Source organism: Rhodococcus cerastii, from assembly GCF_033042195.1.
Classification (GTDB): domain Bacteria; phylum Actinomycetota; class Actinomycetes; order Mycobacteriales; family Mycobacteriaceae; genus Rhodococcoides.
Genome location: NZ_JAWLKF010000018.1, coordinates 20,356 through 43,187, shown reverse-complemented (window position 1 = coordinate 43,187; position 22,832 = coordinate 20,356). Strand labels below are relative to the sequence as shown.

The 22,832-nt window shown below is 64.2% G+C and carries 18 protein-coding genes; 5 read left to right on the top strand and 13 right to left on the bottom strand.

What is annotated here, in order from left to right; all coding sequences use genetic code 11:
* Positions 1 to 5: 5 nt before the first annotated feature.
* The 10 genes from R3P93_RS22510 to R3P93_RS22465 form a co-directional block, all read right to left on the bottom strand.
* Positions 6 to 656 (bottom strand): hypothetical protein, encoded by a 651-nt coding sequence (locus R3P93_RS22510; RefSeq protein ID WP_317534154.1) that lies wholly within the window; start codon positions 654 to 656, stop codon positions 6 to 8.
* Entirely contained in the window at positions 653 to 2,227 is a 1,575-nt protein-coding gene (locus R3P93_RS22505; protein WP_317534153.1) for an RAMP superfamily CRISPR-associated protein, read from the bottom strand. Before R3P93_RS22505 ends, R3P93_RS22510 begins: the two co-directional genes overlap by 4 nt.
* Positions 2,224 to 3,972, bottom strand: a complete 1,749-nt coding sequence (locus R3P93_RS22500) for a hypothetical protein (RefSeq protein WP_317534152.1) — start codon at positions 3,970 to 3,972, stop codon at positions 2,224 to 2,226. Before R3P93_RS22500 ends, R3P93_RS22505 begins: the two co-directional genes overlap by 4 nt.
* Positions 3,969 to 4,643 carry a hypothetical protein gene (locus tag R3P93_RS22495; protein WP_317534151.1) on the bottom strand — a complete coding sequence of 225 codons (675 nt, stop codon included), beginning with the start codon at positions 4,641 to 4,643 and terminating at the stop codon, positions 3,969 to 3,971. The genes R3P93_RS22500 and R3P93_RS22495 overlap by 4 nt, the downstream gene beginning before the upstream one ends.
* A complete protein-coding gene (locus R3P93_RS22490) occupies positions 4,640 to 6,403 on the bottom strand; it encodes a hypothetical protein (RefSeq protein WP_317534150.1) in 1,764 nt (587 codons plus the stop codon). The genes R3P93_RS22495 and R3P93_RS22490 overlap by 4 nt, the downstream gene beginning before the upstream one ends.
* A gap of 94 nt (positions 6,404 to 6,497) precedes the next feature.
* Positions 6,498 to 7,226 (bottom strand): hypothetical protein, encoded by a 729-nt coding sequence (locus R3P93_RS22485; protein WP_317534149.1) that lies wholly within the window; start codon positions 7,224 to 7,226, stop codon positions 6,498 to 6,500.
* A 41-nt stretch (positions 7,227 to 7,267) separates the two neighbouring features.
* Positions 7,268 to 8,227 (bottom strand): hypothetical protein, encoded by a 960-nt coding sequence (locus R3P93_RS22480; RefSeq protein WP_317534148.1) that lies wholly within the window; start codon positions 8,225 to 8,227, stop codon positions 7,268 to 7,270.
* 30 nt (positions 8,228 to 8,257) lie between these two features.
* Positions 8,258 to 8,425, bottom strand: a complete 168-nt coding sequence (locus tag R3P93_RS22475; protein ID WP_317534147.1) for a hypothetical protein — start codon at positions 8,423 to 8,425, stop codon at positions 8,258 to 8,260.
* 323 nt (positions 8,426 to 8,748) lie between these two features.
* On the bottom strand, positions 8,749 to 9,477 hold the full coding sequence (locus tag R3P93_RS22470; protein WP_317534146.1) for a hypothetical protein: 729 nt from the start codon (positions 9,475 to 9,477) through the stop codon (positions 8,749 to 8,751).
* A gap of 718 nt (positions 9,478 to 10,195) precedes the next feature.
* Complete coding sequence (locus R3P93_RS22465; protein ID WP_317534145.1) at positions 10,196 to 10,348, bottom strand: hypothetical protein; 153 nt, start codon at positions 10,346 to 10,348, stop codon at positions 10,196 to 10,198.
* Positions 10,349 to 10,519: 171 nt separating this feature from the next.
* Here R3P93_RS22465 and R3P93_RS22460 point away from each other — a divergent pair, with 171 nt between their 5' ends.
* The 3 genes from R3P93_RS22460 (at position 10,520) to R3P93_RS22450 (ending at position 16,886) form a co-directional block, all read left to right on the top strand.
* A complete protein-coding gene (locus R3P93_RS22460) occupies positions 10,520 to 12,784 on the top strand; it encodes a type IV secretory system conjugative DNA transfer family protein (RefSeq protein ID WP_317534144.1) in 2,265 nt (754 codons plus the stop codon).
* 1,552 nt (positions 12,785 to 14,336) lie between these two features.
* Entirely contained in the window at positions 14,337 to 15,335 is a 999-nt protein-coding gene (locus tag R3P93_RS22455; protein ID WP_317534143.1) for a hypothetical protein, read from the top strand.
* A gap of 378 nt (positions 15,336 to 15,713) precedes the next feature.
* Positions 15,714 to 16,886, top strand: a complete 1,173-nt coding sequence (locus R3P93_RS22450; protein ID WP_317534142.1) for an ATP-binding protein — start codon at positions 15,714 to 15,716, stop codon at positions 16,884 to 16,886.
* A gap of 205 nt (positions 16,887 to 17,091) precedes the next feature.
* Here R3P93_RS22450 and R3P93_RS22445 read toward each other — a convergent pair whose 3' ends face one another.
* Together R3P93_RS22445 and R3P93_RS22440 are read right to left on the bottom strand one after the other, a co-directional pair.
* Positions 17,092 to 18,921, bottom strand: coding sequence for a hypothetical protein (locus R3P93_RS22445; RefSeq protein ID WP_317534141.1), 1,830 nt, complete (start codon positions 18,919 to 18,921; stop codon positions 17,092 to 17,094).
* 211 nt (positions 18,922 to 19,132) lie between these two features.
* Positions 19,133 to 19,345 (bottom strand): hypothetical protein, encoded by a 213-nt coding sequence (locus R3P93_RS22440; RefSeq protein ID WP_032370879.1) that lies wholly within the window; start codon positions 19,343 to 19,345, stop codon positions 19,133 to 19,135.
* 211 nt (positions 19,346 to 19,556) lie between these two features.
* On the opposite strand from R3P93_RS22440, the gene R3P93_RS22435 reads away from it, so the two are divergent.
* Positions 19,557 to 20,942, top strand: a complete 1,386-nt coding sequence (locus R3P93_RS22435; RefSeq protein WP_032370878.1) for a cytochrome P450 — start codon at positions 19,557 to 19,559, stop codon at positions 20,940 to 20,942.
* A 41-nt stretch (positions 20,943 to 20,983) separates the two neighbouring features.
* A complete protein-coding gene (locus R3P93_RS22430; protein ID WP_052057167.1) occupies positions 20,984 to 22,018 on the top strand; it encodes a GAF domain-containing protein in 1,035 nt (344 codons plus the stop codon).
* Positions 22,019 to 22,191: 173 nt separating this feature from the next.
* Here the strand turns inward: R3P93_RS22430 and R3P93_RS22425 are convergent, their stop codons facing one another.
* Complete coding sequence (locus tag R3P93_RS22425) at positions 22,192 to 22,689, bottom strand: helix-turn-helix transcriptional regulator (RefSeq protein ID WP_080731984.1); 498 nt, start codon at positions 22,687 to 22,689, stop codon at positions 22,192 to 22,194.
* Positions 22,690 to 22,832 lie beyond the last annotated feature (143 nt).

The following is a 22,832-nucleotide window of genomic DNA, read 5'->3' as shown; positions in this document are numbered from 1 at the left end:
GAGACTCATGACAGGGGCCTGTCCGATGGCTGGAGTTCGCCGTCGATCAGCGCATCCGATGCACCGCCTCGGTAGCGGTCCCAGCACACGGCCGCGACACGTATCGCTCCGGTGTCCTGGTCGCGTGAGAAGTGTTCGCGCACAACGAGTGCGACGGGCATTGTGCCGCGTCGTGGTTCGGGTATCACGGCGGTGAGCCCGGTCGCTGGATCGCGTACCACGGGGAAGACCGCCGGCGTTCGGAGAGCAGCAGCGGTCCTTTCGATGCGCAGTGTGCGGGTGTTGGGTTGTCCTGCGGCGCTGGCGGTGTCGGTGAGTACGCGGCTGGTTCCGGCGATGTGGTCGCGGTCGCGGTAGAGGATCAGTTCGCGTCCGGGTCGAAAGACTCGGATCTGTATCCAGGAGGGATCGAGTGCGTTCACGGCCCGACCGTCTGGGCCCGCCAACGTCCAGCCACCGGCGATGTGGCGGCCGACGAGGTAGCCGTAGCCGAGTTCGGCGTGCAGCCACCACACCGGGCCGGTGTCCTCGGGTGACCACCCGGCACCGCCGGCGCTCAGGGAGTCGATGAGGTCGGCGATCTCGCCGGGTGTCAGCGGCGCGGTGTCCAGTCCGTCGATGGGAGGCTGCAGCGCCGAAGCATGGGTGTCGGTCATGAGAGTCCCTCGGCGATCGCAGTGTCGAGTGCGCGGTGGGCGGCCTCGCGCAACGCGGTACCGCTGCCGAAGTAGCTACTGAGGGACTCCGCATGCCATCCATCAGGGTGACCGTCGTACAGGTCCGCCGGGATGTCGAACTCCGCTGCGATCAGTACGCGTCGTCCGTGTCCGTTGGTGGTCGCGGCACCCATCGCGGGGCCGGCCCCGTGGGTGAGGTCGCGCAGGATCCAGTCCAGTAGTCCCAGGTCGGGCAGTGATGCCCGAGCGATGGTGATGGTGAGGGTGGAGGTACCGCCGACGAGGACGTCTTCGAAGAAGAGATGGCCATCGACGGCTCCTTGAGTGAGGGGGTTGAGCCGCACGTGCGGGAGCTGCGCTGCCGTCGCCGCGTGGATGGGGGATTCGGTGACGGTGACCCGTGAGGATCGCAGTCGCCGCGGAGTTCGGTTGCCGCGAGTGGAGGAGCCGAACAGGTCGTCGGTGATCGCGTCTGCATGTGCTGCGGCGTCGGGGCTGTCGACGCGGTTGGCGAGAGCATGCAGGATCCACCGGCCGTGGCGTTTGAGCATCGAATGGACAGCGCTGCCGGAGTCGATCGGCGATTCTGCGCCGACGCGACCGGTGGGGCGAGTCAGCGGTGATCGGGCGAGCGGCCCTCGATCGCCGTCGTCGTCGCCGCCGGTTCCTTGCACCATCGTCGCCGGCCGAGTGGTCTCGCTCGGTGCGTGGGCGTCGGTGCCGACGAGAACGGTCTCGGCGACGGCGAGGGATGCGGTGACGACGATACGAGTCCGTCGGTCGATGGCCCGCAGAGCAGCTACCCGGTCTGCGACCCCGGGCAGGACGATACCGAGGCGCGCGGCGAGATCGTCACCACTGTCGATCTTTTCGTCCGGTGTGGGCCAGCGTGGGGTGCGTTCGCGCGTGTACCAGGCTTCGAATCCGGTGGCGGTGCCGAGTTCGTGTAGGTCGATCTGCCAGTGCGAGGCCCGCGTTTCTCCTCGGCCTTTCCCCGCGCGTGCGCCGAGCCGGATGCTGTCGTCGTCGAAACCGTCGACGGCGCGGACGAGCGCCGCAGTGAGGTCGGTCAGCTGGGCCGATGGAGCGTGCAGGGACCAGTCGACGAGAAACACCGTTCCGGCGGGGAGCACTTCGTCGGTGAACACTGCTCCGGGGTCCACGATGCCGGTGGCGGTGTCGATACGGTTTCCGGTGCGCAGTGAGGTGGTGGGGTAACCGCCGTCGGTTCGGTAGGCGAGCGCGTCGGTGGTGCGCACGGCGCTATCGGTGTCGCCGGTGCCGAAGATTGTGGCGGCGTGGGTGTCGCCGAGGACGGCGGCGAGGTGGTGGCGTAGCGCTCCGGCCTGGCCTGTTCCAGCCCACAGGGGCCGACCGGTTTCGGTGTCGCGTGCGATGCGGGTGTCGGCACTGTGGTCGCTGGTGGAGGATCCGAGGGTGGTGTCCGTGCACAGGTGGATGCGTCCGCGGATTCGGAGCACGGTGGACGCTGCGGGTGTTGCCGCGTTGTTAGTCGCGGTGCCGGCGCGGTGTTCGGTGGTGGTGGTCACGACTGTGCCTTTCCGTTGCGCAGTGCATGCAGCACGTTCACCAGCACAGCGTGTCGCAGTTCGACGTTGTGCTCCCCGATCCAGGACTCTGCGTCGCGCAGGCGATCATCGGTGCTGGAGGTGATGAGGCTGTGGTCGCTCAATGCCGCCGGCAGGGCAAGCCTGGCGTGCGGATCGACGTGCGGATCCGCTGACCGCACGATGATCGAGGTGGACCGGTCGTAGGGTTCTGCCGACATCTCGGACAGGAAGTCGAACAATGTCCACGATCGGTCGATGTTCCAGTGGATTCGGCAGCGTGCGAGGGCAATTGCCGCGGGGCGCTGGTCGGGGGTGTCGTCGGTTCGGTAGCCCTCGATGTGTCGCTGCACGGCGGCGAGATCTGCCGATGCCGCCTCCCGGTTCCGGCTCGGCGAGGGCAGTAGTGCGCTGACCCTGGCCAGGGTGCTGTTCGCTGGAATCGAGGTGGCGCCGCGGGCGAGCCACACGGCGAGGTCGGACACCGCGGTGGGGACTGCGTTGTGGAACAGTGCCGTGCGCAATGCTGCGACGTCGGCATCGTGGTGATCGACGGTGGGAGCGGCAGTTCCGACGCGTAGCCGAGCAAAGGGAGGCGATGTTTCCTCTGCTGTCGGTATCGAGTGGAGTTCGGCACCGACTTCGTTCCATTCGACGGTCTCCGGCGTGCGACGCAGAAGACCGAAGCCGTCGGCGGTGCGTTCGCCGATCCGCTCCGACAGAGCTCGATCCCACAGGTCGGCTGCAATGGGTGTGTCGGCGGTGACGGTGACCACCGATCCTGCTGCGGCGGCCCATGATTCGGGTCTAAGTCCCCGGTAGCCGCGGTCGAAGCCGCCGATTCGTGTCGCTGCGATCGAGGGCGGCAGACCGTCGGCGATTGCGACGGTCACCGGCCGGTCGAGCGCGGTGTCGAACGTGCGCGTCAGGGCGGTGATCACGGCCAGGGGGAGCGCTCCGGGGTCGTGTTCACCGGTGTGGATGTTGCGGACGAGCGCTGGGGTGACCAATGCGAGATGGACGGGCTCGTCTGCTGCGGTATCGGTGGGAGCATCGGACCACGGCTCGTTCTCGGTGTAGGTGAACGAGACCAGCGCGAGGTCGCCTCCATAGGCTGCGTTGGCGGAGGATCCGATCCGTAGACCTGGCCGGGAGAGGACGGATTCGAGTGTGTCCACGACTTTTTCGGGGTCGTCGACGTGGTCGGCGATCCGGAACCGGATCTCGAAGACGGTCCCGGGTTCGAGGACCGTTTCGGTGAACGGTCCACCTGGTGCGCCGGGTGCGCGTCGTTGCAGACGCTGGTGGGTGCTCGTCGGGGCCGCGACTTGTCGCGCTTCGACGTCCTCGACGATCAATCCGGTGACCGGACCGATCTTCGTAGCCGGGTCGTTGTTCTGCACGGTCCGGGCGTCATCGAGGTCGTAGTAGCCTTTGCCCTCGTCGACGCTGACGATGGTGCGGGCGGCGGGGTATGCGACGGTGAGGCCGCGGCGGAAGATCTCGGGCTTTTCCGGTTCTTCGAGCACGGGCAGGCCCGGACCGCACGATATCGACTCGGTCGCGATGAGCAGGTCGAGTTCGGCGGGCGAGCACATCGAGGCGAGCATGCCGCGGATCGCCCGGCCCGGAAGGTGGTCGAGTGTGCGAGGGGACACCGCGGGGGTGTCGGTGATCAGCGCACGGTCACGCAGGGCGACAACGACGACGGCGAACAGTGCGGTCACGTCTGGCTCCTGCCGAATGCGAGGTCGCGGGTGTGCTCGAGGTCGCCGTCGAGGCTGGCTTCGATCTGTCCGAGGCCGCGGGAGCTGCCGCTTCCGATCTGTTCGAGCGCGACACACATCAGTGCGAGAGCGCGGCGGTGGTCGGCACCGACCGTACCTCGGCGGAAGGCCACGGGAGCGGCGAACACGGTACCTGCGCGGATCGCACGGATCCGGCGGAACGTCCCCGGTATCGGGGCACCGTCGTCGTCGCGGGCTGTCGAGGCGAGTACCTCGGTGTAGGCGGCGCGGATCCGCGCCGCGAGCGGTCGTGGGATATCTGAATCGACGGTGCTCGCTGCCTCGCTGAGTACCGCGTGCGCCGCCGCAGCCTGTACCGACCGTGGGAGTTCCCCGTGCCCGACATGGAGCATCCGTGTTCCGGTGAGCCGCCGTGAGGATCCGAGCAGATCGTGGAAGGCACCGGCCATGTCCGGGAACGCCACTGCCACATCGTCGGCGGCATCGCGCAGCCGCGCAGCGAGCCGATGACGGGGTAGGTAGGGCAACCCGAGCGCGTCGGCGGTGACCTCGAGGTCGACATCGAGGGGGTCGCTACTGGCCACCCCGACCACGGCCGGTGAGAGCAGCTTGATTCGAAGGAAACTCGGCACCACGGTCTCGCCGCTCATGACGGGTTCACCGCTGCGGTCAGGTCGAGGTGATCATCGAGCAGATCGATCACGTCGACGATCATGTTCGCGCGGTCGGTCGGGCTCCAGGTCCTGTCGTCGATGTTCCATTCGGCCATCGGGGCACCCGTCAACAACTTCTCGCGTTCGTTCTTCGCCGCCAACACTTCCGACACAGCGTTGGGTTTCGGACTGCGGGCGGCGGCGAGGAGATCGGTCTTGACCCAGCTGCGACGGCTGGCCCATCCGTGGCTCTTCTCCTCGACCGTGGGGCCGCGCAAACTCCCGGGAGCGTCGGCATCGAGCAGGGCCACCACATCGCTCCACGTCGGTGCCGATGCGCGCGAGTCGCCGGACGCCGGATCCGGCGCGTAGCGGTACGGTCTCGAACCCGAACGAACGTCGCTTCGTGCTCGGTGCGCGAGGACGTCGGCGATGGAGGACGGTCCCCGATGCCAGTCCAGGACGTGCCCGTGCCAGCTGTGCTCGCGTCGGTGCTTCTTCGCGTTCTTGCACAACCCGGCGGCCAGATCGTGGGCGGCGGCCAACGAGTATCCGACGGGAACCACTGCGATTCCGATACCGACAGTCAACGTCAGACAGCTTTGGCTCCCGAACGTGGGACCGAGAGCGGCCAGATCCGCGCGGGCTCCGGTCTGGGCGGGTGCGCCGATCCAATTCATGGCAGCAGTCGCCAGATCCCACGCCAGTCTCGATTCGCAGACCAGGACCAAGTCGTCTCCGGCGATGACCCACGGCCGCACCGGAAGTGACCACCTCGTCGGGGACACTGCCTGCTCTGCGTCGCTTGCCGAGTCTCGAGTGGAGGTGCCTTCGGCCGAATCGGCTGCGGCATCGGGTTCCTCTGCTCGCGGCGCGGCGGGGGCCGGGTGCAGTGGAAAGGACAAGGCCGCCGGCGACCCGGCGAGGGCTGGGACGCCGTCGATGACCTCGATCGCCGAGCACACCCGGTGCACCAGATGCTCGGCGAGCTCGTCCGCCAATCCTCGCAGGTGATCGGCCACCGCCGAGCGGGTGCGCAGGGTGTCCGAGGGCAGGCTCCGCAGCGCTGCGCCGAGATCGTTGACGTCGATGACCACAACGGCGACGTGGCTGGTGACGCCCTCGGTGCGTCCGAGATGGTCGATTTGCACTGGAAGGTCGACCGAGATCGCGTCCGGCAGCGGTGCCGTCGCCAGGATCTTGTGCTGTTGCGCTGTGTGCCACTGCCGGCCGCGCCGGCGAGCGGTCAGTGCTTCCATCGCTACAGGGATCTCGCGTGTCGGGGGCAGAAAATCGGTCGCAGGGGCGCCCGTCAACGCGCAGCGCAGCACTCCCGGCGGCAGGGCAGTGCCCACGCCTGGGATCCGTGTGTGTCGAGCCCAGCGGAGCAGGTCTCCTGCCGCGGCGTGAGCGTGCTGTTCTTCGCCGCTGCGCACGTACTGGATCGCGACGACCGGGGTGAAAGCATCGGACAGGTCGTAGAGCCACCGGGTGTAGGCCGAGACTGCGTCGGTGACCCGGGGCGGCGGCTGAGAGGGATGGTCGGATTCGGTGGCGGCGGTGGTCAGGATCAATGCGCCGGCTGCACCGAACTCGATGTCGATTCCGTCGGGAAGGACGTCGGCCGCGATCAGTGCGGCACGGTCGGTCGCGTCTTCGACCTGCGCGGCTCGCCCGATGGCGTCGAGCAAGGTGCGTGAGGAGAAGACGTAGCGTTGAATTCCGGCGAGATCGACATGAATCCACCACTGTGCCATCGAGTACGCCCCTCCTGAATGCCGGAATCTAGACAATAGAGCCGGACAGGCGTTCGTGGGTTCCGGCACGAACACCTGTCCGTCGAACGAATGACTACACCGCTGCTCGGTGCCAGCTCGCGCCCTTGTTGCGTACCGCCGACTCCCACACCGCCTGCACCGAATCGGACTGGGTCGGTGTCAACGCCGAGGTCCCTGCCGCGACACCGGCCGCAGTGATCGACCAGCCGGGCATGTCCGGTAACTGCGCCGCCAGCGCAGCGGCGATGTCGGAGCGTTGGGCGTCGGAGTCGAGGGCGGTGGTGACCATGTTCAGGCCCACGTTGTGGACCAGGTCCGAGATCACCAGCATCGTCACCGGCGCGCCGTTGGCGAGTTTGCCTGCCTGCCGAAATGCGCCGGTGACGTCGGTGGCCGCATCGTTGCCGTTGGCCGTGACGCACTGATTCAGTGCCGTGACCTGCTGCAGGAGGAGAGGGAGCTTCTCATCCGTGATCTCGGCCGCGGTCCCGGCAGGATTGTCGGGTGAGGCGGTGAGATCGAGCAGGTCGATCGCCGGGACCGTGCACGCTTCACCGCTGGAGTTGCTGGTGATGGGGACCACCTGCACCGACGCGCAACCCTGATCGAGCACGAAGCTCGACAGCAGTTGTGTCGCGCGCGCCGTCACCGAGGAGGCACTGACGCTCAGATCGGGCACGAACGCGCAGGACGAGGTCCTCGGTGCTACCGCCTCCTCGCTGCCGCACGCGGCGGACAGAAGAAGAGCAGCGCCGGCCGCGGTGACGGCGACCAGCCGCGTCGGGAAGGTGGACTCGGGCACGGTGACCTCCAGGGGTCGAAGGGGAATGGGTGCTGCTGCACTCAGGGACGGGACTTCTCGATCGCTGCGATGTCGGCCGGGGAGGGCACGATGTTCGTCGTCGCGTCCGGGGACCCGAGTCGCTGCGCGAGGTACACCCGTGCATGCGCGCGGGCGTTGTCGAATCGCTGCGTCACCGCGGCCCGGTGGTTCTGGGCGAGCTCGCTGCGGTCTTCACGCATCGCCACGCGGGTACGGAGCGCATCCTGGGCGGCGTTGCGGGCCGTATCCGCCCTGCCGGCCTTGGCAATCCATCGATCGGCGCGGGCCTGGACCGCTGCGATGTTCCACGCCCGCATCACCAGGTGCATACCGAGTCCGACTGCGACCGAGACCGCACCGAGCAACACCATGACGCCGGTGACGAACCAGAAATCGCTCCACCATGCACTCTGGTACGCCTGATCTCGGATCGCGTCGAGGTCGGCAGTCGGTGCAGTCTGAGCACCGAGCAGGTCGGCACCGGCCTGCGCTTTCGCGACCGTTGCCGCGGCCGCACGATCGGCGAGGACATCTGCTCGACGCCATGCCATGAAAATCAATGCACTGACCGCGACGAGGAGAAACAGTGCTCCGACCGGTCCGAATGCGCGCCACCCCGATGACTTCTCTGTGCCGTCGTCGGTCGCTTCCTTCGCCACCGCCAGCCGATGCCCGACCACCGAACACAGCACCGAGTAGGCGACCAGCATTCCTACCGCGATCATCATCAGCAACCGAGACGGCTGGTCGGGCAGGATGTGATCGAGGCTCGACCGCAGGAACGCGTACTCACCGATCGTGGCCACGGCTTGCACCGTCACCAACCCCGCTGCGAGCGCAGACAGCATCCACAGTGGTTGAGCGATCAAACCGGCCAGTGAATCCATACGACGGCGGCGTGACCTCAACCGGGTACCGGACCTACCGTCGATCAGCTGATCGAACGGTTCCGGAGCAGGGGAATTGACGGGACTGGACATGGATACGACTCCTCGCACGGCGGGGGCAGATCAGGACGACGATCCACTCAAGGACCGAGCCGGCGACCCTGTCCTTGAAGTGCACACCATGCCCGCCAGCACCCAGCCCGCGTCCCACTCCTCGACACCCGACGACACCGAGACCGAGACCGAGACCGAGACCGAGACCGAGACCGAGACCGGACGGGATACAGCCACGCCGACCTCCGGCATCGAGCTGATCAATCTCACCGAACATGCGATCGTTCTCGTCGGTAGTCACCGACACCTGAGCATCCCCGCCTGCGGCCAAGTCGCCCGGATACACCACCGCGCCGTCCACATCACCGGCTACCACAACGGAGTCCCTGTCTTGATCGAGCAGAACCCGAAAGTGCTGGGACTACCCGCATCTCGACGCGGCACTGCGTTTATCGTCTCGCGACTGGTCCTCGACGTCGCCTCGGATCGATCGGATCTGCTCTGCCCCGGTCACCTCGTCCGTGACGAGGACGGCAGGGTCATCGCTGCCGAGGCACTGATCACCAGATCTCCCACTCCGGCACAACAGCGTGCGGGAGGTCGCTCAGCCGGCGTACCTGCTCGATGTCGACTTGCCCCAGACCCGATGTCGTCCGTGTCGCGACACCCGACCACACCGCGAACCGCATCAGCGTCTGGAACCACAGCAGCGTCGTGATCGAATCGGCTGCGCACCGAACCACAGCGTCGACCTCGACCGACGGTCTCGTGCGCGGCTGCCTCCGCTTGGGGTCGAACGCCAGCTGCTGCTCGCTGACGGACAGGCGCGACACACTCACCGCAGAAGTACATTCGGCGAGTTCGTCGATAACCTCCTGCGGCACCGACTCCTCGGTGGTCATACCGCGATCGTCCGGGGTCGAATCCGGTCGCCACACCAGCATTTCGTTCCAACGACGCGCCAGGCGCGACACCGACCGACCGGCGTGAAACTCGGTGGCAGGGTCGCCGGTAGCGAACACCCACGGGGATGCGCTGCGCATGCGGAATTCGACGACCGGGTCCACGATGCTGCCGACGGGATCCGGCAACCACGGATCCGAGAACACCTCACCCAGCAAAGCGCGTTGCTCCACGTCCGTAATCAAATCTACTGCCGCGCAGCGCAACGAGATACCACCGAACTCGAACCGACGGCCCACCAACGATGCTGGGTCAACCGGCGAGGGATAGCTGTCGGCGAGCCAGCACACCGTCGCGGTCATCGTCGATGTCTTCCCGTCGACCACGATCGAGCGGACTGTATGCGGTTTGACCAACCTGTGGTGAGCTCCTTCGAACTCACCGACAATGCTCAGTCCGACCGGGAGGTACTGCGACCACCGCAGCCGCGGCGGCAACACCACCTTTTCACCACTGAATTTCACCACCCACCGCTGCACATCGACACAATAACCGGCACTCCGCGTGCATCGATACAAAAGATCTGGGCAGGTGTGAGCCGTCGCCGAACTCGCCCGTCACGTGGGGCGCTGTGGTCTCAGACGCGCGCCCCGTGTGTGCCCGCAGGCGATTTTTCGGTCGCAAATCCTGCTACGGGGATCTTGAGCAACACGGCACACCGACTCTGTGCCCGTAGGCGTTTCCTTCGGTCGAAACGGACGAAATGACCATCGCTGATGCGAGCAAGATGTTTCTGTGCCCGTAGGCGTTTGCTTCGGTCGTAACGGCATTCGCAATCGCAAGAGAACTCTGTGGTCAATCGTTTCTGTGCCCGTAGGCGCTTGCTTCGGTCGTAAACCCTACCCGGTTCTCGGCTGGTCTGAGCTGCATTTTTCGTAAGTTTGCGTACGCCCCCATCTCGTACATACCCAGGTGGACGACCATAGTGGGCGTGCAAAACCTGGGAGATTCCGACGCCGCAATTGTCATATGACCGCTTCGGCTACAGGCCGAGGTGGGGGGAGCCGTCGTCCTGCTCCCCCCACCAGCTCAGAGATCAGACGGCTACTTGGATTGCTTGGTCTCCAGTGCCTTCCGGCGCTGCTCAGCGGCAAGGTTGCGTTTGCGCTCCTCGTCGGCACGCTTACGCAGCTTCAGCTGCTCCTTCGCGTAGCGCACTTCGCTGACGTTCGGCACCAACGGCGGCTGATCCATCATTGGACGGTCCCCTTTCAACGGGATTGTTTTGCGGACACCCGGTAACTCAGGGACACAGAAGTTGCTGCAGCTGACCGGTCAGGGGCGATGCAACTTCGTGCCCATGCGCCTTGTTGCTCTGAGATGGGCTGTCCCTGAGGTTGCTGCTGTCCCCGACAGCTGGAGTGCAACGTGTACGACAATGACAGTGCCAACGAAGGTTCGTGCGAACGCATTACCACCGAGCTCAGTGCCCTGCGGCGACTCTCCGAAGCCGAGAGCACCCGTATGCGCCTCGAATTGCCGGTGCGGCTCGGCGCGCTGCTGACCGAAGCTGGCGGTGACAGCGCTCTCGAGCTGACGATGATGAGCGACGACGGCGCGATGGTCACCACCACTCTGGCTGCTGTGGCTCGTGACATCAATGATGCGACCGAGATCGCTGTTGCGATGACCGATCTGGTCGCACCGATCGCTCAACTCTGCGACGTCCGGGCCGTGGAACAGCAGACGGTCACTGAATGGGCTTTAACAGTCGACTCACACGGGGAAGGTTTCGGGTTCGGCATCGATCCAACCCAGTCATCGCGAATCGTCTTCCCCGGGGGCACACTTCCCTCGCTCGACTCCTTGCTCACCGAGCTTTCCCGAACCCCGCACACCGGAGTTCGCACCACGCTTCGCCGGGCCGGCGAGGGGTTCGAGTGGCGATTGAGCATTCTTACTCGTAGTGGATACCCACCGTTGGGTGTGCGCGCCGTTGTGCGGCAACGATTTCCCGGGCTGAGGGTCGTCAGGACCGCCGGACCTGGATCGTGGATCGGTGTCGGTGTCGGTGATCTGGATCGGGTTCTGCCGATTCCGGTTGCCGGGCGCCAACCGGTCCCTGGCACGTTCACCGGCCCTGCCGCTCCCATCCCCGCGTCGAGGCAGCAGGTCGTTGACGCCGCCGAAGGCGGCATACGCATCGGGCACGCGAAAACCGTGTCGGGACAGATGGTCCCCGTGGAACTTTCCCTGCAAGAGCGTGTCCGTCACCTACACTTCCTGGGGCGGACAGGAACGGGAAAAAGTTCCGCACTGGCGGCGCTGATCAACCAGCTCGCCGCAGCGGGCACGGAGGGTGCGCTCGTCCTCGACCCCCACGGGCATCTCATCGAGCGTGTGCTCGCCGAACTACCCTCGGATGCTATCGCCCGCACGTGGGTGATCCGGTGCGGTGATGTCAGCAATCCGGTGCCATTGTCGCCGCTCGCCGAAGCAGACCCGGTGCGCCGCGATATCGCTATCGACGCGACCTGCTCGATCTTTCAGGAGCTGTTCGACAGGAAGGACAGCGGCGTCGTCGGACCACGCTTCCGGGAGCGGGTAGCGATGGGAATGCGCGCGCTCTTTTTACTTCACGGTGTGGAAGCGTCGTTTCTCGATGTACCGGCCGTACTCGCGCGTCCGGCACTGATGGACGACCTCACCGCCTCGACGTCGGATGATCGATTGCGTGAATGGTGGGCCAATGAGAAGTTGTCGCGGCGGTCCGCCGAACACGGTGAAGTCGTGTCCTGGGTCAATTCCAAGTTCGAGGCGTTCGCTTCGACCGCCGCTGTTCGAGGGGCCCTCGGATCCGGACGAGACGCGATCGACTTCGCTGCCGCGATGGACGAGGGACGGATCATTCTCGTCGATCTGTCCAAAGCCCATCTCGGGGAGCAGGCGTCGCGACTCCTCGGGTACCTATATCTGAACCGTGCATGGGAAGGTGCGCTGCGGCGCCGGCGCACACAGCAGCCGTTCACTGTGGTCGTCGACGAGGCCCAGACGCTGATCGCCGGCGCGCTCACAACCATGCTTTCGGAAGGTCGCAAGTTCGGGCTGTCGGTGGTATTGGCACACCAATACCTCGGCCAGCTCGATGCTGGGTTGCGGCCGGCAATCGACGGTAATGTCGCGACCACGTTGGCATTTCGCAGTGCGGTCGCCGACACCGCCGAGCTGTTCACACGGTTCGGTGGGCAAGTCGACCCCGCGGTGTTGACGACACTTCCGAACCTTGCGGCAATCACGTTGCGTACCGCCGGCGATGTCGGAGTCTCGCCGCACACGGTGATGATCGACCACAATGACCGGCGTGTAGCCCGCAGCGCCCAGGATGTCGAGTCGGTGACTCAGCTGGTCCATGACGCGACCGTCGCTGCCCTGGTCGAGCCGCACAGAACCCTCACCACCGCTGCGGCGGCCGGAAAGTCTCGTGTGGCCGCCGCTGGATCGGGTCTACACGCGCGACGCGAACCTCAGCGGCAAGAACGGTCGTTTCTCGACGAATGGCTCGCCAACCGACACTCGGCGACACCGTCTCCTAAGCCCCCGCAACAACCGCGAGAACTCAACGCAGATCCGCCCAGCGCGACAGCAGCTACCACCCGCAAGTCACCCACGGGTACACAGCCCGGTGGCCAGTGACATCTGGCGTCGACTCTCGATGGGCCGGCCCGCGGTCAGTATCGACCGTTGAGGTCACCTTGCCTATGGCGGGACTGTGATGACACCGGCGGCGAATCGAGGTATCGCGGATCACCGGAAAACCCCTCTATTCAGGGACACTCACGCGTATTCGAGACCGTTGGGGACTGCCGTAAGCACTCGGATGTGCTGCTTTGTTGATGCCCGATGCGCCACCTGGGCATTGGTGTCGCGCCGAACGGGAGGCGCGCCCTTGAGCGATGTAGTGGCCACGCGGCACACTGGCGGCAACGATATCGAACAAGATTTGATCACACCTAGGCACGAATGGCCGGCGCAAACTGGCGTAGTCCCAAGGTCCGCGTCGATGACGCTGTCGATTGTTTGAATGACTCCAGCCGACCGTTGTTAGATCGTTCGAATGAACGGACTGACAGTGTTCGGCTGTGTATTCGCGGTGGGCACCGGTTCATGACGCGCTCTACGAGGGCAACGAAGCCACGACTTCTGAGCACACCACCGACCGAGCGCTACTTGTTCTGCTGGGTGTCCTGCACTTGCGACGCAGTTCGGCGGCGATGTTGCGTCGGCGCTCCTCGTCCGCCCGCCAACGCCGACTCAGGGACAAAGCCTGTAGGCCGGCTCGGGCACGATGATCCAATTGCCGGCAGGACGTGGGTGAGCCCGAGCGCTGATGGCGACCGCCGGTTTGAACCCACCGCTGATTCAGCTGTCCGCTTTAGTCTGAGTCGAGGTCCGTGCCGGTGGTGGTATCAACCGGGCCAATCGCCGAAGCACATCGGACACAGACCGCACTCGGCAACATTCACAAAGCCGCCGACCACTGGACTCGGGGCACAGGGTGCATGCAGCCAAAACTGCAGTTCAGACGAGTGCGGCATCGCTGCGACCGGGCGGTGCACATCACCCGCAGGGGTGCGTGCATGACCCTCGGAAACATGCAGGTCACACCAGCCGAAAACCGAGTAGGGTTACGACCGAAGCAAACGCCTGCGGGCACAGAAACGTTGCCCTGCTGGGTAAATCACTGTCTTTGGGGTGTAGTTACGACCGAAGGAAATGCCTGCGGGCACAGAAACAAGTTGCTGTTGGTCTGACCCGGAACAATGTCGTTACGACCGAAACAAGCGCCTGCGGGCACAGAAACGTGTATGCATCCAGCACGGACCAGACGTTGCCGTCTTGGGTTCCGATTGGAGGAAACGCCTGCGGGCACAGAAACAAGCCGGTCGTGTAGCTCGCCAAAGCGACATCGGTTACAACCGAAGGAAATGCCTGCGGGTACAGAGACACGAAGCAGCTGGCAAAGTCGCCGATTCTTTGAAGGTTGCGACCGACAGAAACGTCCGCGGGCACGGCATCATATAAGCACCCGCAGCCTTGACCGGATCGGTCACCGCATAGCCCCAGAGATGATTTCGGGATAGGCAAGAGGGGAGCGCCGACACCTCAACGATGGAGGCAAGCACGGTTGTGCGCCAGGTCGTGGTGGACCCGCGATTAAGGTTCTGTGAGCGGTACCGTCGCACCTGTGGGACCGAGACGGGGCAACACGGTGAGTAGTTGCAGCTACCAGTGGGCGTTGTTTGTCGACTGGTGCTCCGCGGCCGATGTCGAGGCGTTACCCGCATCGCCGATCACGCTGTCGGAGTTTCTGGCCGAGAATCCTGCGGGCGACGCAGTTCAGCGGCGCCGGGTTTCCGCGATCAATCGCGCTCACCTCGACGCTGGCCAGCCCGCTCCCGGGCGAGCCACGTCGGTTCGGATCGCACTGGACTCGGCCCGCAGCGACCGAACGCTACGTCGTGCCGAGCAGTACCAGGTGATCTCGGCCGGACTGCCGACCTTCGGATCAACGGCTGCACTGTTCGGCCGCCGCGACGCAGTTCTTCTCGTTCTCGCCGGAGCGGGCCTGTCCCACAGGGCTATTGCCGGGCTCGACCGCACAGACATCACCATCGGCGGCGACAGTGTGTGGATCGAGGGCCGCCACCGAATCCGCATCGTCCCCAACTGCGCCACTGATTTCGAGCCGGCCACGATATGGCACCGGTGGCACACGGTCCTGCAGTTCTCCGAGCGCTACCCATCGACGACACTGCTGGCGGAACATCTGCAGCGCAACACCTTTCCCGATATGTCCGGGTTGCCGCAGCGCCGCGGTCCGGTCGCGGTGCCGATCGACCGGTGGGGCCACCTGCCCTTGCCGGTCACGGCGATGACCGCCGCCGAGGTCGGAGCGGTGACCGCCCGGCACCGCACGGGCGTTTCTCCGCTGCACACTCCACGTCGCCTGATCGTCAGACCATCCGACGGTTTTGAGCCCAGTGGCCCGATCGCCGCTCCGGAGCCGACATCTACGGAGCTCGACTCCGGGTACTACCGCTCGGGTGTCGAGGCACGTCGCCGCGCCCACACGGCACTGGCCGATGTGCCGGACATGGTGGACGACGTCGAGGATCGCATCGAGCAACTCCTCGAACGCACCCTCCAACTCCTCGACTCATCCGCCAGCGGTGGTAGCACCTGACACGTTGGGCTCGGGATGTAGCGCACCGAGACCCCACCGTCGTACACCTCATCGAGCACAGAAGCCGGACACCACCTTCGTTGCCGCAACGTGGGTTGGCACCTGAATTCATGACGGCGGGGAATGACGTGTGGCCTGCAGGCCCAGCTCTGGAATCCCCCGCACACTGTCAACATTTCTTGACGGTACGAAAGACACTTACCGCCCATCCGCCGACAGTGACACCGCAAAGGCGTCGCAGCACTTGCTTCCGCGCCGGGTGCGGCTTGTCGACGTAGTGCGCCTGGATTTGCGCCGAGCCGTTCGCCATATCAGATTGTATACGCAAATATAAGATCTGATCTAATACATATGCATACGATCCGATAGTCTGAGTGCATGGAGTACGGACTGAACCCCTTCACACCCGGGTCTGGCACCCGACCACCCGAACTCGTCGGACGCACCGCCGAACTCGAACGATTCGACTTGTTGATCGCACGGGCGAAACAGCGCCGCTACGACCGCGGGCTCATGCTCCAGGGACTCCGCGGGGTAGGCAAGACGACACTGTTGGCGACCATGGCGGACCAAGCTCGCCGCCACAACTGGGTGGTGGTCGAGGTCGAAGCTCAGACCAGTGTGGAAGGTGCCGAGGCCCTGCGGAGGCGTATCGCGAAAGATATCTCTCGCGCTGTACGCCGTCGTCAGTTCTCCGGCCCGGTAGCGAACAAGATCCGGCAGTTGACCGAAGAGTTCTCGGTGTCCGCCACAGCATTCGGTGTCGGAGTCGAGCTCGCTCGCTCCGCCAGTGCCGAGAAGCCGACCCTGGGGGTCGAATTCGAGGACCTCGTCGAAGATCTCACCGAGGAACTCCGCAAGGACGGCACCGCGCTGGGGCTGTTCATCGACGAGATGCAGGAACTCGAGCCGGCGCTCCTGCAGGTGATCCTGGCAACCCAGCACCGTGCGGCCCAGCGTGAGTGGCCGTTTTTCGTATGTGGCGCAGGCCTGCCCAACCTCGCGCAAGCATTGGCAGACGCACGCTCGTACGCCGAGCGTCAGTTCGACTACAGGACCATCGGTCCGCTCGCCGACGATCAGGCTCGCGATGCGCTCGTCACCCCCATCACCCGGTTGAACCAGGACATCGATACCGAGGCAACCGACTACGTCGTCGCGGCGAGCGACGGTTACCCGTATTTCCTTCAGGTGTTCGGTCACGAGCTCTGGCAGGCAGCCCAACAGTCCCCGTTTACACTGGCCGACGCAGAGGACGCCGTCGACACAGGTCATGCCTCGCTCGATTCCGGTTTCTACAGCTCGAGGTGGCTACGGGCCACCGAAGCCGAAAAACGTTATCTGGTTGCCATTGCACGCAGCGGAACCGATACTCCGCGGACGGCAGCCCTCGCCGAGGCCCTAGGGTCGAACCCGCAATCGATGGCACCGCACCGTGACTCCTGCATACGCAAAGGACTCATCTGGTCTCCCGCCCGCGGCCTGGTTGCCTTCACCGTCCCCGGGATGGCGGACTTCATCCGCCGTCAACCCAACGCACCGGTCATCTGATCTCATACAGAACGTCTTCTGGGCCGAAGTCGAGCACGTAGACGGGTCGTGCAGCACCGGCAGCACACAGCGACGCCGGTGTACGAAGCCAGTTCGGTCCACCATTCCAGCGTGCGGTCCGCGCTGTGGGCGGGCGAGAGCGAGCGACGCGAAAAAGCCCGGCGCTCACGGTCTGCCGTAGATGGGTGACCGTGACACAAATGCGTTAGAACGGGTCTGGCGGGCCGGTGTTCATCACGGCGAGAATGTAGTCGTGGTCGGGTGGAGCGGCCGGGTGATTGTCAGCAATCGCGAACAATGACCGATCGGGCTCGGGCGGGGTGCGTGCCTCCTCCCGAGCTGCGAGCCATTCTCTCCAGACGATGCGTTCGGCGCGGTGGCGCACGATGCGGGCACGGACGGCCGACGTGAGACCGTGACGATGGCCGATGTCGTCGAGATCGACCGGCCCGACACCGATGTGGGTGTTCTCGACCGTGAGCAGACCGGCGACACGCAGATCCAACAGAGCCTCGTACCCACTGCTCCGTCCGACCCCGACGACGGTGAACAACTCATCCGGGGTCAAAGGTTCTGCTGCGGCGGCCACTGCGTCGTAGAGGATGCGGTGACGCCATCCGATGACACTCCACACCGGGTGTACCGACTCCACCTCTGCTGCCCCTGTCACGGTGTCCATCACCCCCGCCCGACCCGCGTGTGTGGACACCAGCGCGTACCGATCAGGGTTCTGACCCACCCCACGCTCGATCAGCAACAGTGGAGAGCCTTCCATGTCCCGCAGCCGCTCCAGAACTGACCACACCGTCGATTCGGGGAGCATGCCGGCGGCGATGGACAGTGACCGCCCACCGACACCGACAGTGGGAACACCTTCAACTATCTGCCCTGACACTGCGGCAGCCCACGCCAGTGCCTGAACGACTGCATGGGTAGTCCATCGATCCCGACGATGATGAAACTCGGAGGCGACCCAGGTTTGAGCGTGGGTAAGCCATAAACGAAGTACCGGATCGTAGGTACCCCCTGTGTGCTTTTGCTTGTGCCCGGTATCCCGGACTGGGTCGGGGAGTGTCGATGCAGCCCAGTCGAGTGCGCGGGCAGTGTCGCGGCGGATGGCGCGTTCGGGTTCGGCGTAGCGGGCGTATGCGGCACGCACACCCGCCCATGCAGGCTCAGTAACGCGGGTCAGGATGTCGGTGGCGCTGGCACCGGCGAGGACTGCGTGGGTGATGACGGATTGGCGTGCTTCCGAGCGTGAGGGCCAGCGGCGGGTGTCGATGCGGCCGGTGCTGGCGAAGTCGAGGACGCAGCGAGGCGGCGGGGCGGAACGGCAGAAACGTGGGTGCAACCGGGCGTCATCGCTGCTGCCGAGGACGCGTTCAGTGGACGTCTCGGCGCGGATGTGGGTGTCGATCGGGCTGGTGACCGTGCGGCCCGTTCCTCCGAGCAGGGCTTCGAGGCGCTGGAGTGTGCCGGCATCGGACCCGACGGTCAGGATGTCGGCCGCTGTAGCCGGGTCGAGGTCGACGAGGGTGCGGTAGCCACCTTCTTTGCACTGCGAGCCCGGCACCGTGATGCACCCGGTTTTGTGGTTGGTCATCGGTGTGATGTCCAACGTGGGAAGTCGCGCTGCAAGAAGACGTAGCAGTGGCCGTACTTCGCCGGCGGTGACTGTTCTTCCCGGTGCCAGCGGTATCAGCACGTGTCGGCCGCCGCTGGTCGATTGGTCGACGACGGCGCGGCCACCGCATTCGGTCAACCAGGCCAGCAGACGCGTCACGTCGGCCGCAACGGCGGCGTGACCGTGGTGTTTGGTGTCGAAGTCCAGGGCAACGATGCAGGCGCGCTCGCGTGAGAACAGCGGAACAGCGGAAGGCAGTGCCGGCCTTTTGACCGTCAGCGGCCCCGCGGACACGTATTTACGTGTCGTCGGGTCGTAGAGACGCATCGATCGGCGCGCAGCAATGGCCGGTGCGAATCGACGCCACAGCCGGTCCGCAGTCGCATCCGGGTGGACGACACGAGCATTCAATCTTGTACCTACTTCAGGGCACGATGTACCCTGAGACATGTCCGCCAAGACAGTCCCTTCGGGGAAAGCAACACAGAACGAGTCGCGAGCTAGTCACTCGCTTCTCTGACTTCAGAAGCCCTCGGCCCGCACGCCGGGGGTTTTTGTCATCTCAAGGTGCTGCGTAGATTTAGTTGGACTAAGACCCGAATGTCGATTCAGGTCGAGACGGCTACGCAGTCAAGGGCAGTACCCCCTGTTCATGCGCGCGATTCAGTTCGCGCGCAAGATCTTCGCGGTCGCTGGCAATCGCGATCAGATCAGCGACGTACTGACTCAGAGATGTCGCACCAGCCGAGCTTCGCTGCGCCTTGAGCGTGTCAATCAGCTCCGACGGCAGTCGGACAGTCAGTGACGTCCGGTCACCCTTACTGGGCATCGGCATGGCACGGCCTCCTTCGTCTACTTCCGCGGTCCCAACCGGTGTCTATCCTGAACCAGAATCATTTTCGAAGCGTTGAGACACGCCGAGGAAGTCACCAGGAATTACACCTCTGTCATTCAAACGGTCTTCACGCGCTGCCGGTCCACTCTCGCAGCTGCGTCACATAATGGCCGTCGACCAAAGTCTGTGGACGTGGTGGACACTATCTGGCATGGAGATCGCCCAAACCATCTCGAAGACTCTGCCTCATCCGCGCTACCGGTTGCCGTTTGCCGGAGACATCGTTGGCCTCGATACTGCCAAGCCGGTTCAGAAAGAGATGGCAATGGCCACCGAGCTAGGGGGGATCTACGAACGCAAGATTTTCGGCCACCGACTCGTGGTCGTCTCGGAACCGGAGCTTGTCGCGGAAGTGAACGACGAGAAGTACTGGGCAAAATTTCTCGCCCTGCCACATCGCAAGCTACGCGCCATCGGCGAAGACGGTCTGTTCACCGCGTTCAACTCGGAGCCGAACTGGCATAGCGCGCATGCTGTTTTAGGGCCGGCGTTCAGCAAAGGGGCCATGCGCGGTTACCACGAAGCCATGCAGGAATCAGTCAACGAACTTCTGACCTCGTGGGATAGCGGATCTGGTCCGGTAGACGCCTACGACGAGTGCTCAAAGCTGACCTTCGACGTGATCGGGCGTTGCGCCCTGTCGCATGATTTTGGCTCGTTTCGCCAGGCCGTACCCTTTGCGGACGCCATCGCTCGCGTCCTTCACTATGTGAACAAGTCATCGAACGATGTGCCGATCATCCGCTCTGTCTTAGGACGAAGGGCGACGAGGCAGCACGATGAGGACCTCCAGTTCATACGCCACACTGTCGACTCCCTGATCGAACAGCGAATGGCCCAGCCTGACTCCAGCAAAACATCTCCGGATCTGCTCGAACATATGCTCAGCACGCCAGACCCCGATACGGGCGACAGACTGGCCCTGGAGAACATCCGCAATCAGATCATCACTTTTTTGATCGCGGGGAACGAGACAACAGCATCGACCATCGCCTTTGCGTTGCATTTCCTGAGCACGCGGCCCGATGAGATGCAGCGGATACGGGCCGAAGTTGACGCCGTCGCTCCTGATGGCACCGACATCGAGTTCGAGAATGTACCCAAGCTGCGACGGACACGACATGTAGTCGACGAAACTCTCCGCTTGTGGCCCGCTGCACCCGGCTACTTCCGCAAGGCTCGTGAGCGCGGAGCAACTTCGCTGGGCGGGTACGAGGTACCGGAGGGTTGGGTGTTTGTTCTCCTTCCACAGCTGCATCGCTCACCGGAGTGGGGGCCAGAGGCAGACAAGTTCAACCCCGACCGGTTCGCCACAGGCCAGGCCAGCGACACCAACCGCCGCATCTACAAGCCTTGGGGCACTGGTCTGCGAGCGTGTATCGGCCGCCAATTCGCCTTACACGAGGCGGTGCTTGCGTTGGCGTCCATCGCTCGTCGGTACGAGATTCGGGCAGACCCCGGTTACCAGCTCGATGTGCGCGAAGCAGTGACAATGAGGCCACACGGCGTCAGACTTTCTGTTTCGCGGCGGCTGTGACTGTACCGTCGTCGGTCTAAGTCGATCAGGAGGGGGAACCTGTGGACACCGTGAACAGCTGGCACCTGGTGGAAACTCTGGTGCCGGGACAGATGACAGTCATCAGTACTGGGGGGAAGGTCCGAGATTGGACCAAAATCGATCGCTTGTCACCTGGGCCTGAGTTCGATCTACCTGGTTTTCTGGAACTCACGCGCAGTTCTCGCGCCCAGCAAGATGTGCTCTTCAAAGGCCGTCGGCGTGAAGCTCGCATACGCGCAGTACCAGTTCTGGGGCCGTCAGGGGAAACCCACGGCATACAGGTCTGGGTGGGGGACCCGGAGGTCGAACCCGATCCTGTGCGCATAGTTTCCGGAATAGCCTGGCTACTCGAACGCACCGTCATCGAGCAGACAGTCGAGGCTTCCGCGATGTCCGGCGTCTCTGCTGCTGATCACGTACCAGAACGAACCCCGGCTGAGTACAACGCCAAGGCTGTCAAATTCGATGGGTCCGAGGAGTTGTTCGCCCAGGCGTTGGTTCCTACACACGGTCAGAAGTGGGAGGGCCCGATGTCCGTTCTCCACGCAGATGGCCGAATCATGCGTTGGCATTGCTGGGGGAGGGGGAGAACTGACCCTCCCAACGTCGGCCTCAGGCTGCTATGGCACGACGTGACAGACACAACGGAACCCGACAAACCGACATTGGCTGAGCTGGGAATGCCGAGCGGCCTCGAGAGCGGTGGAACACGCATCGCTGTATTCGACGGCCGAACCGGGATTTTGACAATGTGGTTACCGGAAGCTCCAACCTGGGTGAAATGGCGTGACCTCACAAGCGGCTGTGGCGTGTTGCACGACGACGACCGAGCGACACTGTCAGACGCTCTGGAAAAGTGGACTCACGATACGTCACCTGTGTCAGCTGATGTACGCGTCCGTGCAATCGACGGCGGCGACGCGACCGGCTGGAAGTGGCAGCAAACCCGACTCGAACTAAGGCCCTACCCTGGACAGCTTGGTGACCGGCTGGTCCTTGCGGTGCTCCCCGCGCTACAACCTTCCGAGCAGGTGCTCGAGGTTCCCACTCCCTAACTGATCGTGATAGCTTCGCCCTCGGCACCTTCCGCTCTCCCGAAGAGTTGAAGATTTCCTGTCGGCCGCATGGCCCTCAGACGCAGCCTTTGAGCACCACGTGGAACATATTTCACGTGGCTAACAAGCACGCGTCTTGGAGCCAGAATGTCGATCCAGAGTCAGGTCCCTACTCAGGCCGGTTCGCCCCGTGGCCGCTTCCGCACACGCTCGTATGCCTCGCTGACCCGTTGCGCCGGGTACCCCAACGCTTCCGCTATCTGGCGGGCGGCCGGCGCGCTCAGTTTGCTCTGCCCGCGCTCGAGCGCCCCGATGTACTGGCTACTGACGCCGATTTCGCTCGCGAGCATCCCCTGGGTCAGCCCCCTGGATATTCGCAGATCACCGAGGTATTCCTCGTCCTCCGGCACTGAGACGAAATCGCTGATCTCGCACCCGAATTCCTTAGCGCATCGAGCAAGAGTGTCTATACGGGGATGGGACTGGCCTCGCTCCCATTGTGAGTACGTCGTCAAAGCCACTCCGAGAACGCGCGCAACCTCGGCACCACTCAGCTTGAGTTCAATTCGTCGTGCCCGCAGCTTGTCAGGTGCGAAACCACGCAACCGACGCCTCACCGATGGAACCTCACGAGAGGACACGATGCCACTTGTCCCAATTCGGTAGCACATAAAGCATGTTTTGATGCTAGTGTATAGATACAGTTGTTTAGACGATGCAACTGAGGTTCACCCCCGGGGCGTCGGCAGAGCAAGATTCGGCTTACAGACGCACACCGCATCAACCACAGCGTCTACGCATCACTGATGCGCCA

Bases quoted from the DNA above. Each gene is read 5' to 3' on its own strand.
- R3P93_RS22510 (WP_317534154.1), bottom strand. From the start codon at position 656: ATGACCGACACCCATGCTTCGGCGCTGCAGCCTCCCATCGACGGACTG.
- R3P93_RS22495 (WP_317534151.1), bottom strand. From the start codon at position 4,643: ATGAGCGGCGAGACCGTGGTGCCGAGTTTCCTTCGAATCAAGCTGCTC.
- R3P93_RS22490 (WP_317534150.1), bottom strand. From the start codon at position 6,403: ATGGCACAGTGGTGGATTCATGTCGATCTCGCCGGAATTCAACGCTAC.
- R3P93_RS22480 (WP_317534148.1), bottom strand. From the start codon at position 8,227: ATGTCCAGTCCCGTCAATTCCCCTGCTCCGGAACCGTTCGATCAGCTG.
- R3P93_RS22465 (WP_317534145.1), bottom strand. From the start codon at position 10,348: ATGATGGATCAGCCGCCGTTGGTGCCGAACGTCAGCGAAGTGCGCTAC.
- R3P93_RS22450 (WP_317534142.1), top strand. From the start codon at position 15,714: ATGGAGTACGGACTGAACCCCTTCACACCCGGGTCTGGCACCCGACCA.
- R3P93_RS22440 (WP_032370879.1), bottom strand. From the start codon at position 19,345: ATGCCGATGCCCAGTAAGGGTGACCGGACGTCACTGACTGTCCGACTG.
- R3P93_RS22435 (WP_032370878.1), top strand. From the start codon at position 19,557: ATGGAGATCGCCCAAACCATCTCGAAGACTCTGCCTCATCCGCGCTAC.
- R3P93_RS22425 (WP_080731984.1), bottom strand. From the start codon at position 22,689: ATGTGCTACCGAATTGGGACAAGTGGCATCGTGTCCTCTCGTGAGGTT.